The organism is Okeania sp. SIO2B3 (assembly GCF_010672525.1).
GTDB lineage: Bacteria > Cyanobacteriota > Cyanobacteriia > Cyanobacteriales > Microcoleaceae > Okeania.
In genome coordinates, this window is record NZ_JAAHGH010000012.1 from 25,084 (window position 1) to 38,597 (window position 13,514).

The following is a 13,514-nucleotide window of genomic DNA, read 5'->3' on the forward strand; positions in this document are numbered from 1 at the left end:
CCTAACTACTAATTATTTAGCTTAAATTATTTTGACTCTTTTTCCCTTTCTAATCTACTACTAACTGCCCTATAGTTAGTACGGTAGACATCTAATCTTTCTACTGCTTCAGCAGCAACAAAAGTATCTTGAGGTATTTCTTGGAGTAAATCTATAGCCTCTTGCCATTGAGCTTGAGCTTCTTGCCATACCTTCGGTGGATGAGGCGGGTTCTGCACAATTACACTTGCTTCTGTGGCTAACTTTTTAGCAGTAACTAACTTAGAGGTTGCTGTTTTTTCTACAATCAGTTTTTCTCGGAGAATATTATAATCTTGGCGGTAAGTTTGAAGCTGTTTACTCGCCTCTTTTTCAACAGTAGTATCATCAGGAATTTCTTCTAATAATTTAATCGCTTCGAGTAACTTTGCTTCTGCTTCTTCCCAAGTCGCTAAAGGGAGTGGTGGATATTTAACCATATTCTTACCTTGAACATTTAGTTTTTGAGCATCTTTTAAATCTTTTTCGGCTTTTTGTTGTTCTAAAAGAGTTTTTTCTTCAGGAGAAACAATTACTATTTTTTGACTAGCTTGTAGAGCATAGACAACGATGCCAACTTCTATCATTAGAATAGATAATAATAAGATTATTAAACGTTTCTGGGAAAAAGATTTTTCTTCAGAAAGTTGTTCTTCCTGTTCTTGTTGTTGTTCTATTTGTTGTAGTAACTCTTCAGAATCTAAACTTTCTTCAAGTTCACTTAAAAGTTGATTTGGTTCCATAACTAAATTAAGTATCTGTGCAAGATTACAGCGCTTTTCATTTAAGTAGACTACCAAATTCTTTTGGCATTAGGGAGTAGGGAGTAGGGAGCAGACAGTAGGATAAAATACTTTGGCCACTGTAGTCTATCTATTTAAAAACTGCTACAATTTAACATTTAGAGGTAGGGGATAGGGGACAGAAAATATATCTGAGTATAAAAGTATAAATATACAGTAGTTTCCTACTTTCTAGCAGTACATATATTTATAGTTTTAAGGGAGTAGGGAGTAGGAAGATGGGTTGGAGGATAGGGAGCAAGCAAAAAATTATTTACGCCATTACGCCATTATTTGTACCACATTAATCGCTGAATCTGCTGTATATACAAATAATTGTGCCCAGTAACTTATTAGAAATTTCCAAATAATCAAAAAGAAAATCAATGTAAGCATCCAGCTATTAGCAAAAGAAGAGGGTTTTAATGAATATAGGCTTTAAAGTCAGCTTTTAGGCATAAGTATAAATTCTGACTCAATTAATAAAGCTTTTATCTCAAACTAAAAGCAATAGCTGACGACTGAATTCTTACAAATCAATTATTTCGCCCTACTCCCTACTCCCTATTTTGGTGGAGATGTCTATTAGACATCTGGTAAAAATCAAAAATCAAATCAATTCTTATCCATAAATTATCAATTATTTCTCCCTGTTGCCTGTTGCCAGATGAGCTGTTGCCTCTTTTCTGGAGATGTCTATTAACTAGAAGCACTTGTATAGTAGCGCAAAGCCAGCCTCCAAAATTTCATAGAAACAAATAACAACCCACTTGCCAAAACAAAAGAACCTATTATCCAAGTTCCTCCAATTCTACCTAAGATTGCTTCAGTTGGAACTGTTGTTAAAAATGCAACTGGTACTAGAAAAGTAAAAAAGAAACGATAAGCATTAGGATAGGCAGCCATTGGGTATCTTCCTGCTTCTAATAAACCTTTAAGAACTTCTGTCACATTATAAATTTTTACGAACCAAATACTTGTTGAACCCAAAATAAACCACAGACTATAAAGAGTAATTATTCCACAAACAAGGGGTACTAAACTAAGTAAATAATTATCTATTCCTAAGCCTAATTTACTACCAGCATATCCCAATAATAGAATACCGAAAATCACATCTGGTATTCCCCAAGGAGAAACTGTACGAGTAGAAAGCCAAAATTGACTACTAATGGGTTTTAGTAGTACAAAATCTAGAGTGCCTTCTTGTACTTGTGTGACAATACGATTTAGATTTGGAGTCAAAAAAATAGCAGATATACCTTGTAAAATAGTGAAAATTGCTAAGACAATTAAAGCTTCTTCCCAATCCCAATTCTCAAATTTATAGCCGTTTCTATAAAATAAAAATAACCCAAATAAGCTACCTAATAAATTCCCTAAACTGCTAATTGCTGTTATCAAAAAATTGAAGCGGTATTCTAATTCAGCAGCGATCGCTGCACCCCAAAATAATTTTAGTATTTGTAGGTATCGTTCCATTGTTATTTGATTTCACCAGAAAGTTTTCATCTTTCAAATCATATCAGAAGGAAGATGGAAGATGGAAAAATCTTAATAGACATCTCCAATAATCCCAAAAAAAAGTCAATTATCGTACATAAATTATCAGTTATCTCCCCCTATTTCCTATTCATTCTTTTCTGGAGATATCTAATATTTAGTTTTTATTTTTCTCTTCTTCAATGAATCAAACTTGGAGAAGTCAGAACAAATACATCTCGATATCCTGCTGATTCAGTTACAGGTTTAATTGGAGTTGTAAAGTGGAAAAATTCATGGTCATTTACTAATAATAAATCCCCAGGATTGAGAATTTTACTAAACACAGGTTTTTCTTTTTTCGCAGTATAAAGATGGGTTGCACCTCCTTGAATATTATGTCGATCTACTGCAAATATGCCAATAAAATCTGTGCCATCTCTATGAATACCTTCCGGTGCTGGATTACCTGAATTATTAGGTGAACAAATAGTTCTTATTTGATGAACTCCAATATCTGCTTCTGGATGTAGTTTACAGGAATCACAGAAAGCTAAAATCATTTTTTTAAAGTTATCTAAGACAATAAGTCCGTCGTCTATTTCAGCAAATTCTCTTTTAATATCTCCTGCTAGGGGATTATAATTTTTAGTCTGCAAAAGATAGCCATGAGGCTGTTTTATTAATTCTTCTCCAGACACAATAAAACGAGAAAGTCTTCTGGAACGATATTTAGCTTTCATGTAGGGATCGACTGGAAGATCGGCAAAAAACTTTTCAAAGCCTTCCATACTAATAGAATTTACCTTTTTGTAGGTAAACATAAAAGCGTAGTCTAAATGAATTGATTCTAAAACTTTTTGCATAAATATTTCTCCCTATTTTTATAGAGCAAAATTTTAGTTTTGTAGTAAGCATTCAGCGTTCAGCTATCAGCTATCAGCTATGAGTTATTAATTCATTATTTTGGCAGGAAGAATTAGTCTCAAAGAAGAATGAAAAGTTATTAGGGAAATTAGTCATCAGCGAACCTAACAAAAGCTGTTTGTGCAGCATTCCGCAGGAAATGTTTACGTTTTATACAACTATATTTTTAATATAGCTCAGATTTCTGAGAAGTGTTGCTAAGTAGAATACAAAGTGTGAATTTTTGTTAAAAAATGTGGCGTTGTGAAGGGCGTGTATGATATTAATCTTAATTATTTAGGAGTCAACCCACCCCTAACCCCTCCCAAGCCACCCCTAACCCCTCCCAGGAGGGGAGGGGGAGTCAGGAGTCAGGAGGAAAGAAAGAAGAATAAAGAGGAATAGAAGGAGAAAGTTTTTTGTTTGCACTCTTATCTGGACAAGACATCATAACTCAAATTACCAACGCCAAAAATGTATAATACCAATTGAATAAATGTTGGCTAAAAATAGCTAGACTATTTATTAGGAGTAAACCCACCCCTAACCCCTCCCAGGAGGGGAAGTCAGGAGTCAGAATGAATGGTTTTTATACTATTTAGTCAAAGGGACATTTCCTGTAAAATCTTTTAATCACTCCAATTATTTATAACATTCTTAGATTAACTTCTTTCCTCTTCCTTCTTCCTTCTTCCCTCTTCCTTCTTCCTTCTTCAAAATTAACCTCTTACAGCTCTGACCAAAGCTTGACAACCTTGTAAGAAAATACTGACATCTATACCTAATCCAATATATTGAACTCCACAGTCAATCCATTTTTTAGCAGTCTCAGAATTATTGGTAAAAGTACCGACAGTTTTTCCAGAACTCCGGATAATTTCTACTGCTTTTTGCATTAGTTCAACAACTCGAATATCATCTACCTCTCCAGGAATACCTAAAGATTGAGATAAATCATAAGGACCGAGAAAAATAACATCAATGTGAGGAACTGTAACAATTTCTCTCAGATTTTCGATACCTTTTGTACCTTCTACATGAACTACAACTAAAGATTCTGCATTCAATTTATCAGTGATATTACTACCTGCTGAAGTGTAAACTCCTGCACGAGTTCCGAATGATAAACCACGGCAACCAATGGGATTATATTTTGCACTTTGCACTACTATTTCTGCATCAGTTATTGTTTCTATTTGTGGAACTTGTACACCCGCACTACCAATATCAAGAGCGCGTTGAATTTGTGCAGCATCATTTTTACTGACTCTGACAACGGGAGCAATACCTACACAGTCAGCAGCACGACAAAGGTCTTCTGCTACTAGGATATTTAGAGGTCCGTGTTCGAGGTCAATGACTGCAAAATCAAATCCTGCTAGACCACAAATTTCTATAAATGCAGGGTAAGCACAGTTCATAAAAGGTCCGAGTACAACTTCGCCGTTTTTGAGTTTTTGTTTGAGTTGATTTTTTTGCATGGTTGGTTGATTGAATATATAGAAAAGTGGGAGTAGGGAGTAGGGGAGTAGGGGAGTAGGGGAGTGGGGGAGTGGGGGAGATTAAATAGTAAGAGTAATTTAAGAAATTATCAACATATTACTATACAACCGGATTCTATATAAAACTCCGCCTTTTAAGGCGAAATGCTTTTGGAGCGAAGCTCAAATCCCCTACTTCCCCTCCTGGGAGGGGTTAGGGGTGGGTTAACTTCTGACTTTTGACTTCGTTAAACATTATCCGGGTTAATTTCTCTTTCCTTGAGCATTTATACTGCTCTGTCTGCACGTTGTTTTTCCTGAATAGTTTTGTAGAATGAGCGTCTTGCCTTTTAGTTGTTTTATCCTGAACAAACACTCAGCTGTTGGTATTAGCGGTTAAAGAGATGATTTTTTGCTAGGGGTAACATTCTTAGTCGGGTATTCAGGGCGATCGCTTTGGATGACATTTAAATTTTCACCTCTTGATTTACTAATACTCAAAATTAACACTATAGTTACAAATTATGCCCACTCAACAAAATCCAAATCATCAAAACACTCAACAAAATCCAAATCATCAAAACACTCAACAAAATCCAAATCATCAAAACACTCAACAAAATCCAAATCATCAAAACACTCAACAAAATCAAAACAATCAAAATACTCAACAAAATCCAAATCATCAAAACACTCAACAAAATCAAAACAATCAAAATACTCAACAAGATCAAAACAATCAAAATACTCAACAAGATCCAAATCATCAAGACAATCCTGAAAATCAACCCCATCGTAATTTATTTCAGAGATTTATCCAACCTATCCTTAACAATAGTAAGGTGATTTTTGCTGGAACTATTGCTGGCGCTATTGGTGGTTTTATTGTTTCTACCATGGGATTTGTTGTTGATTTTGTAGAATTTCAACAACTTCTCAAAAGAGATACCAGCAATTATAAATCGGGCTGGGTTTTGGTCAAAATCACAGGATCGTCTGTCACATCTTATGATTCCGCTGAACAACAAGGAACAGATGGACTCAAAGCTTTTTTTGTTCAGAAATTAAAAGGAACATCTAAACTAACTCGTATGATTTATACAGATGATCAACCTACGGATGAACTGCTAAATCAAGGTGTATCTCCAGAGTATGATATTAGTGTTCTAAAAAATGTAGATTATGTAGGTGAAATTGATGGTTTTGCTAACACAATACCCATATCAAAAAGAAATTCTGAAACGCTCAATGCACGACTCATTCAGGCGAGTAGAAATGAAGAACCTGTTTGTCTTTTTGTTTATGGTATACGTGATAATGAGAAGTCTCAATTCTTAAACATTTTAGACTTGAAAACAGTAGACAAAGAATATCAAGATCAATATAATAATCTTAAAAAAGAAGAGAATTCACAAGAAGAGAATTCACAGAATAAATTGGTTGAATTAGTTGAATTAACTGAGGGTGCTTGCCCTAATAATATCAAACCCGATATCTTGTTAAAGCAATTACCAAAATATCAATCCTTGGTTGATAGATACTTTGACTCTCGAATATGAGCTTTCGTTAATTAGCAGAAACCTCGTTTTTTAACAACCATTAATATTTTGAACGAATAGAGAAAATAGGTAACAGGGGAGTTTGGGGGTTTGGTGACTAAACCCCTAGAATGAGCCACATTGAAAAAATGATAACCCTCAGAACTTACGCATAATGTGAAAATATACACTACCTGTAAGGACGAATGCCATTCGCCCCTACTAGATATGCTGGCTGTGCGTAAGTCCTGAACCCTGTAAAGACGTTGTATGCAATGTCCCTACTTTTTAAGGCGAAATGTTTTTGGAGGGTTTCTCAAAATTCCCATTAAAAAAACAACTTCTAAATTCTGAATTCAAAATTCTAACTTACTGCAGTCTTACTACTTCTTCTAGACTTTCATTTGCTAACCTGTCTACTGCGCGCAAAACATAAGTTCCTGGCGTAACTCTCACCGCATTAGTAGCAGAATTTAATACTTGTACAAGTGCCCATTGATTACCTGTTTGCTGATACAACGCCCAAGACCGAACATCACCAGTATTATCAGCACTCCAACTAATAACATCAGAATTAACTTGTATTCCTGTAGGTGGTGCGGGAGGTTGGTTATCTAACCACGGCATCGCTGGAGGTAATGCTGGAGTTGGATAAACTGAACTTTTGAACACATTATTCACACCTGCGAAATTATCTCGAAACATCTTCATACTAAAAAAGATATTTCCTAAAGAAAGTTGACTTGCTCTCTGACGAGAAATAGCAACTTGTCTCTCAAACTCAGATACTGACCAACCCGCACCTTGCAACTGACTTAAATAGTTTCCGGCATAAATATGACGACGTTGTGGGTTTTGTTGTAACCACCAATTTAACAAAACTGGATAACTTTGTTGAGGGGGGTCGATACGCCAATACAGTTGGGGTGCTAAATAATCTACCCAACCCTTCTCCATCCATAATTTCACGTCAGCATATAAACTTTCATATTGATCTAACCCGACAATACCAGGAGGGTTTCCTGGGCGATAAATGCCAAATGGACTAATGCCAAATTTTACATAAGGTTTCTCAGCGTGAATACCTTGGTAAAGACGTTGCACCATGTTATTCACATTCTGTCGTCGCCAGTTAGATAAAGAGAGAGTACCACCAGATGCTTTGTATGCGTTATAGGTTTGGTAGTCGGGGAACTCTTGTCCCCGTTTAGGGTAGGGGTAGAAATAATCATCAAAGTGAATAGCATCAACGTCATAACGACGGACTACATCCATAATAGTGTTGAAAGTTTGGTCTTGAATAACTTTCGCCCCTGGGTCCATCCAAATGTTGTTGCCGTATCTATAAGCATATTGGGGATATTTGACTGCCATGTGATTTCCAGCAAAGGAACCATCATTGGGACTAAGTTGAGCGCGGTATGGGTTAAACCAAGCATGGAGTTCGATATTGCGTTTATGACTTTCGGCGATCGCGAATTCTAGTGGGTCGTAATATGGTTCTGGTGGGGTTCCCTGTTTGCCTGTCATCCAACCACTCCAGGGTTCGATGGGAGAATCATACAAAGCGTCTCCATTGGGTCGAACTTGCAAGACTAAAGCATTGAGGTTAAGTTCTTGCATCCGGTTGAGGATGTTGAGTAATTCTGATTTCTGTTGCGCGACAGATAGACCACGTTGGGAAGGCCAGTCAATATTGGCAACGGATGCTACCCATACTCCTCGAAATTCTCTGGGGGAAAAGGAGGAGGGTTGTTGAGCAGTGGCGGTTGGTAGATAAGTGTAGATTTGAGTGAGGGTTAGTCCAAATATTATTAGGGAAACCCAGAGGAGGTTTTTGGGTCGAAAGCGAATATTCGGAGGGATGTTAATTTTGGAAAATAGTTTGCTGATTAAGTTCATTTTTGGACGATTTGGATAATTTAACCTCATTCTAGTTATACAGGACTTACGCACGGAGGCTAAATCGAGTGAGGGTGCCTATTCGGCAGCTCTGCGGAGCGCAAATGCCATTCGCCCCTACATCTGGTGGTTTCAAGGTCAATTTGCGTAAGTTCTGTTATAATAATTATTCATATTTTTATAATTCCTCTGCTCCCCTGCTCCCCCACTCCCTCCACCCAAGAAAATGTAGCAAAATTTTTGAGATTTGGTATTATATCATGTTCGGATCGTCAGTGATCAAAATCCGTTCCGCTGACGCGGTCTAAAAACTTTACTTCCTTCTAGCCTTTTCTTCCCTTCAGCATAGCAGCATAGCTGCTCTCTGCCTTCCTTGCTGCAAAGTATCACTATTCAAACGGACATGATATTACTCTCTCACCATTTATGGCTACAAACAAAATCATCAAGCTCTCACTCCATAGCAAGAGCTGGATAATTTGAACGCTTACTTAGTCAAAAATTCCTTTGCTTTTACTTTTTTTCCTGACCATTATAATTATAGGTTGTGCATCTTCTGGGGTTTTACCTGTTGCTTTCAGTTGTTCTAGTATTTTGCCTATGTTCTTGAATATCTTACCTTGACCCTTCCGCAAATTGCGGATATCTTTACTTTTAGTCCCATTCATCTGTAAAATAATGGTGTTTGTTTTTTGCTTCATTTTTTTTCTCCTTGTTAAAGGTGACTTTATTTTTCTGAACTTTTTTGTACACAGGAATCAAATCATTATCTATAAAACTCGCTTTTGAGGTGTAAGATTATTCTGTAATAATTACATCTATTCCTACTATCTCGGCTTGATAAGATAACATTTCTATTAACTTATTATAGGGGACAGATACAAAATTTTGATTATTTCTTTTCCCTGAGTTTATCTCCTGTTTCCACTCTTCATTGTAACCTATTATCAATGTTCCTATTTGATGATTAATCAGGGTATTAATAATCAAACGAGATGCTTTATGGAGGTAATCATTGATTTTAAATTCTCTTTTATTGCAAAGCTTTTTCAGTCTCAGACTTGATTGATTTTCCCGGAGTTGAGATTGTCGGAAGCTTTTAACTTTATTATAGTATTGATTGATAGATTTTAATGGTCTGCCACTTATCACTCTTGGGTTTTATTCCGGCGCTTATTAAAAGTTTCGGCTGTCGCCGACATGAAAATGTAGCTAAATTGTTTAATCCTCTATCAATAGTGGCGCAACGATTTTTCTCTAGCTCGTATTGTTTTTCGCATTTCTTCATAAATCACCTCAATCTGTCTCCTTTCTCCTGTCTTCTGTCTCCTTTCTCTTGTCTTCTGTCTCCTAGCTAAAAAAACGCGCATATTTATGAAGATACGATCGGGGGTTCTATATGACTATATTTATGTACAATGTTTATTATACTTAAAAAATGAATTTAATTGGCCAAGAATTTCCACAAATAGCAGCGATCGCCACAACTCCTGCAGCAACAAAATTATTACAACCTATTTGCCAAACATTGGGGGCAACTCTATGGATGCCAGAGTCTTGTCAACAGGCAATAAATTCTACTGTTAACGCCGAAATTTACACCGACTCTCTGAAAAATCATCTAGCAAATATTTGGCAAAACTATAGTGCTATAGTTTTTTGTCTCGCCAGTGGTGCAGTTGTACGTTTAATCTCTCCACTTTTACAAGATAAATATCATGATCCAGCAGTAGTTGTTGTGGATGAAGCAGGTAAATTTGTCATTAGTTTATGTAGTGGACATCAAGGTGGTGCCGATAAAATGACTAATGTACTTGCTCGCCTCCTGAACGCCACCCCAATTATTACAGGGGCATCCCATAATTTAGGATTACCTGGTATTGATATTTTGGGTAAACCTTTTGGTTGGCGACGAGGGAAGGGAGATTGGAATAGAGTCAGTGGAATAGTTGCTAGAGGAGAAGCTGTACAAGTAATTCAGGAAGTGGGTTCGAGGTTGTGGCAAGAGCATCTACCCCAGAATCATCCATTTGATTTTGGATTTCCAGAAATAGGCGATCGCTCATCCCCTACTCCCAAGGCCAGAATTTGGATTAGTTTTACTCAGCGTCAGTTTGCTCCAGATTCAGATTTACCGAAAGTGCAATGGCATCCACGAGTTTTGTGGATAGGGGTTGGTTGTGAAAGAGGTACTTCTAAAAAATTAATTGCAACTGGTATTCAGCAAGTATTTCAAGCTAATCATTTAGCTGAGGGAGCGATCGCTGGAATTGTTACTATTGATATTAAAGCTGATGAAATAGGGTTAGTAGAATTTTGTCAGGAACAAAATTTACCTTTGCTGACTTTTCCTGCTGAGTTATTAAGCTGTGTTGAAGTACCTACTCCTTCTAATGTTGTTGCTCAAGAAGTAGGAACTCCTAGTGTGGCTGAAGCTGCTGCAATTTTAGGGGCAAAAGAAGGAAGAAGGAAGAAGGAAGAAGGAAGAAGGAAGAAGGAAGAAGGAAGAAGGAAGAAGTGGATAGAGACTCAAGCTCCAACCAATTATAAATACTGTGTAGAAGGCGGGATATTAAACCCAAAAGAAGAAGATAATTTTAATTCTGAATTAAAAGAGAATACCGATAATTTATCCTCAAATTTTCAGGGAATTAATGAAGGTAATTTATTAGTCCGCAAACAAATATTCCGTTTAGAAGGAGAACCAGGAGCAGCAACTATTGCTGTTGCTTTAGCGCAAAAAGAATATACAGGAAGAACTGGAAAATTATTGTTAATTGGCACTGGTCCAGGAAAATTAGAACAGATGACACCCGCTGCTCAAACTGCTATTAGTTATGCTGATGTTGTCATTGGTTATTCTCTTTATATTGACTTAATTCAACCCTTATTAAATCCTGGGCAAATAGTAGAAAAACTACCTATTACTCAAGAAAAGGAACGAGCAGAAAGAGCAATTGAATTGGCAAATTTTGGCTTAAATGTTGCAGTAGTTTCTTCTGGAGATTGTGGAATTTATGGCATGGCAGGATTAGTTTTAGAACAACTTCGAGCCACAGGTTGGGATGGCAAAATTCCCATGGTAGAAGTATTTCCTGGAGTTAGTGCTTTACAATCTGCTGCTGCTAGAGTTGGTGCGCCTTTGATGCACGATTTTTGTGCTATTAGTTTGAGCGATTTATTAACACCTTGGGAGGTAATAGAAAAACGTTTAAATGCTGTAGCAATGGCAGATTTTGTCGTGGCACTTTATAATCCTAAATCCCAGAAAAGAACAGAACAATTAGTTAAAGCTGTGAATATCTTTTTAGAATATCGTAAACCAGAAACTCCAGTAGCAATTGTCAGGTCTGTTTATAGAGAAAATGAGGAAATTACCTTGACAAGTTTGGATAAATTATTGGAATTTTCTATTGATATGTTGACAGTAATTTTGATTGGTAATGAATCTACAGGTATTTATAATAATTGGATGATTACACCGAGGGGTTATTCAACAATTAATAATTAATAATTAATAATTAATAATTAATTATTACCTCTACTTGAAGGCAGATAGGATGTAAGCATTTTCTGCAGAATGCTGCGCAAACAGCTATTAGCACTCAGCTATCAGTAATGAGTAATTACTTCTAAGGTTTAGGAAGAGGACTTTGCCAGTAAATTTTATTCAAACTCAATTTCAAAGGTTGCTTTATCTTCCTCAAAATTAATAGCTGTTAACGCAGTTCCTCCGATAGGAGGCTAGCTAATAGCTGACGGCTAAATGCTTACCTAATTACCACCAAAAGTAGGAATTGAATCAGAAGGAGGAGCTGTCATTACTGATGAATTATAGGGATTAACTAAATCAGGAGTTCTAATGACTGGTGTACTAGAAAACTGTCGCCTTTGCTCCTCTATATAAAGCTGGTTGACTTGGCGTAAGTCGTCAGAAATAGCTTCATCAGGAAACCTTAAAATACCAAAATAACGACCTATTTGGTGCAAAAACTCTGTTTTATCAAAAAAGTTACCAGAATATCTTTGACTTGCTTCGTTAAACTCTTCTGCAAAAGGTTGATATGTACGAACAGGAGCTTCAGGATGTCCCGCTTGAGCAATTTGGACAGATGTTAGAGTGGCGATCGCTGAAAAAATCATTATGCCACTGAGGCTTTTCAAGTTCATGGCCATACTTTACTATGTTATTTTGGGTTATTACTGCTAAATTGCCCATATTATAGCAGTGAGATTATAGGGCAAAAAGTTATATATTTTGGAACTATTTTAATTAAAAGTATGACAAATCAAATTTCATCCTTAGCTACTGTTGATTTAACCACTATCAAACAAGAATTACTCGATTTGTTATGTCGGTTAGCTTATCGCGAAGGGGATTTTATCTTATCTTCTGGACAACGTAGCTCCTATTACATCAATGGTAAATACGTTACTCTTCATCCCCAAGGTGCTTTAGCAATTGGACGGTTATTATTGTCCATGTTACCTGAAGATACTCAAGGTGTAGCAGGTTTAACTTTAGGTGCAGATCCAATGGTTACTGCTGTTAGTGTGGTCTCAGCTTATGAAAATCGTCCAATACCAGCTTTAATTATCCGAAAACAAGCTAAAGGACATGGCACAATGGCTTATATAGAAGGACCAACACTAGAAGCTAATGCCAGGGTTATTGTTTTGGAAGATGTTGTCACAACTGGAGCTTCAGCAATGCTAGCTGTTAATCGACTGCGAGAAGCAAACTATCAAGTCGATCGGGTTTTTGCCCTTGTAGATAGGGAGCAAGGAGGTAGAGAACTTTATCAAAAAGAAGGTCTTCAGTTTGAGTCAATATTTACTATATCAGAGCTACAAGAAAATCTGAAAAATATGAGTCAGAAAAATGACGACTAAAGCAGATTATACAAATTCAGAATGGGGGTTATTGTTACAAGCAATTACTTTAGTTTCGATGATAATTATTGCCTCTGAATTTACACTTTTTTCGGCTGTAAAAGAAGTATTTACTTTTAACAAAGAAGTTAAGCACGCTAAGTTAAATTATCAGGATAATCAACTGATTCAGAATTTGTTGGTAGATATTGCAGAAAAAACAACTCGAATAAATGAGATAGAAAATGCGGTAAATTTTACAGACTTTCTGGAAGATGCACAAGAAAAAATTAAAGCTGCAGTAGCGATCGCTCATCTAAAAGCGACTCCGAAAGAAGCTCAAGAATACAAAGAATTTCTCTTTGAAATAGCTACTCAAATAGCTAATGCTTCTGGAGAAGGCATATTTGGTACAGGACCTAAAATTAGTCAACAAGAAGCTATAGTTTTAGAAAGACTCAAAATGCTTCTTGAGCTGGATTAATTTAATTAGGGTTTGCGCTCAAAAGTCTTTCAGTAGGGGTAGGAGACAA

13 protein-coding genes are annotated in these 13,514 nt (G+C 36.4%); 4 read left to right on the forward strand and 9 right to left on the reverse strand.

The window, feature by feature from the left end; genetic code table 11:
• Positions 1-26 precede the first annotated feature (26 nt).
• From F6K15_RS13150 to F6K15_RS13165, 4 genes are all read right to left on the reverse strand, one after another.
• The gene (locus tag F6K15_RS13150) at positions 27-761 is read right to left on the reverse strand and encodes a hypothetical protein (protein ID WP_293061438.1); all 735 of its coding nucleotides are present in this window, start codon (positions 759-761) and stop codon (positions 27-29) included.
• 738 nt (positions 762-1,499) lie between these two features.
• Positions 1,500-2,282, reverse strand: a complete 783-nt coding sequence (locus F6K15_RS13155; protein ID WP_293061440.1) for an ABC transporter permease — start codon at positions 2,280-2,282, stop codon at positions 1,500-1,502.
• 200 nt (positions 2,283-2,482) lie between these two features.
• Positions 2,483-3,148, reverse strand: coding sequence for a 2OG-Fe dioxygenase family protein (locus F6K15_RS13160; RefSeq protein ID WP_293061442.1), 666 nt, complete (start codon positions 3,146-3,148; stop codon positions 2,483-2,485).
• 759 nt (positions 3,149-3,907) lie between these two features.
• Positions 3,908-4,669, reverse strand: coding sequence for an HpcH/HpaI aldolase/citrate lyase family protein (locus tag F6K15_RS13165; RefSeq protein WP_293061444.1), 762 nt, complete (start codon positions 4,667-4,669; stop codon positions 3,908-3,910).
• A 524-nt stretch (positions 4,670-5,193) separates the two neighbouring features.
• Between F6K15_RS13165 and F6K15_RS13170 the strand changes: the two genes are divergently transcribed.
• Positions 5,194-6,228 carry a hypothetical protein gene (locus F6K15_RS13170; protein ID WP_293061446.1) on the forward strand — a complete coding sequence of 345 codons (1,035 nt, stop codon included), beginning with the start codon at positions 5,194-5,196 and terminating at the stop codon, positions 6,226-6,228.
• Positions 6,229-6,576: 348 nt separating this feature from the next.
• Here the strand turns inward: F6K15_RS13170 and F6K15_RS13175 are convergent, their stop codons facing one another.
• The 4 genes from F6K15_RS13175 to F6K15_RS13190 all read right to left on the reverse strand — a co-directional run bounded on the left by F6K15_RS13175 (position 6,577) and on the right by F6K15_RS13190 (position 9,397).
• Positions 6,577-8,109, reverse strand: coding sequence for a glycoside hydrolase family 10 protein (locus tag F6K15_RS13175; protein ID WP_293061448.1), 1,533 nt, complete (start codon positions 8,107-8,109; stop codon positions 6,577-6,579).
• Positions 8,110-8,600: 491 nt separating this feature from the next.
• Positions 8,601-8,810: a hypothetical protein gene (locus tag F6K15_RS13180; RefSeq protein WP_293061449.1), complete on the reverse strand. Its 210-nt coding sequence runs from the start codon at positions 8,808-8,810 to the stop codon at positions 8,601-8,603.
• Positions 8,811-8,907: 97 nt separating this feature from the next.
• On the reverse strand, positions 8,908-9,261 hold the full coding sequence (locus tag F6K15_RS13185) for an IS200/IS605 family accessory protein TnpB-related protein (protein WP_293061450.1): 354 nt from the start codon (positions 9,259-9,261) through the stop codon (positions 8,908-8,910).
• Complete coding sequence (locus tag F6K15_RS13190) at positions 9,218-9,397, reverse strand: hypothetical protein (protein ID WP_293061451.1); 180 nt, start codon at positions 9,395-9,397, stop codon at positions 9,218-9,220. The genes F6K15_RS13185 and F6K15_RS13190 overlap by 44 nt, the downstream gene beginning before the upstream one ends.
• Before the next feature lie 150 nt (positions 9,398-9,547).
• On the opposite strand from F6K15_RS13190, the gene cobJ reads away from it, so the two are divergent.
• Positions 9,548-11,620 carry a precorrin-3B C(17)-methyltransferase gene (cobJ, locus tag F6K15_RS13195; protein WP_293061452.1) on the forward strand — a complete coding sequence of 691 codons (2,073 nt, stop codon included), beginning with the start codon at positions 9,548-9,550 and terminating at the stop codon, positions 11,618-11,620.
• Between the two features lie 263 nt (positions 11,621-11,883).
• Here the strand turns inward: cobJ and F6K15_RS13200 are convergent, their stop codons facing one another.
• Positions 11,884-12,285, reverse strand: a complete 402-nt coding sequence (locus F6K15_RS13200; RefSeq protein ID WP_293061453.1) for a hypothetical protein — start codon at positions 12,283-12,285, stop codon at positions 11,884-11,886.
• Positions 12,286-12,390: 105 nt separating this feature from the next.
• Between F6K15_RS13200 and pyrE the strand changes: the two genes are divergently transcribed.
• Both pyrE and F6K15_RS13210 read left to right on the forward strand, forming a co-directional pair.
• Positions 12,391-13,002, forward strand: coding sequence for an orotate phosphoribosyltransferase (pyrE, locus tag F6K15_RS13205; protein ID WP_293061454.1), 612 nt, complete (start codon positions 12,391-12,393; stop codon positions 13,000-13,002).
• Complete coding sequence (locus F6K15_RS13210) at positions 12,992-13,465, forward strand: hypothetical protein (RefSeq protein ID WP_293061455.1); 474 nt, start codon at positions 12,992-12,994, stop codon at positions 13,463-13,465. The genes pyrE and F6K15_RS13210 overlap by 11 nt, the downstream gene beginning before the upstream one ends.
• Positions 13,466-13,514: the final 49 nt, after the last annotated feature.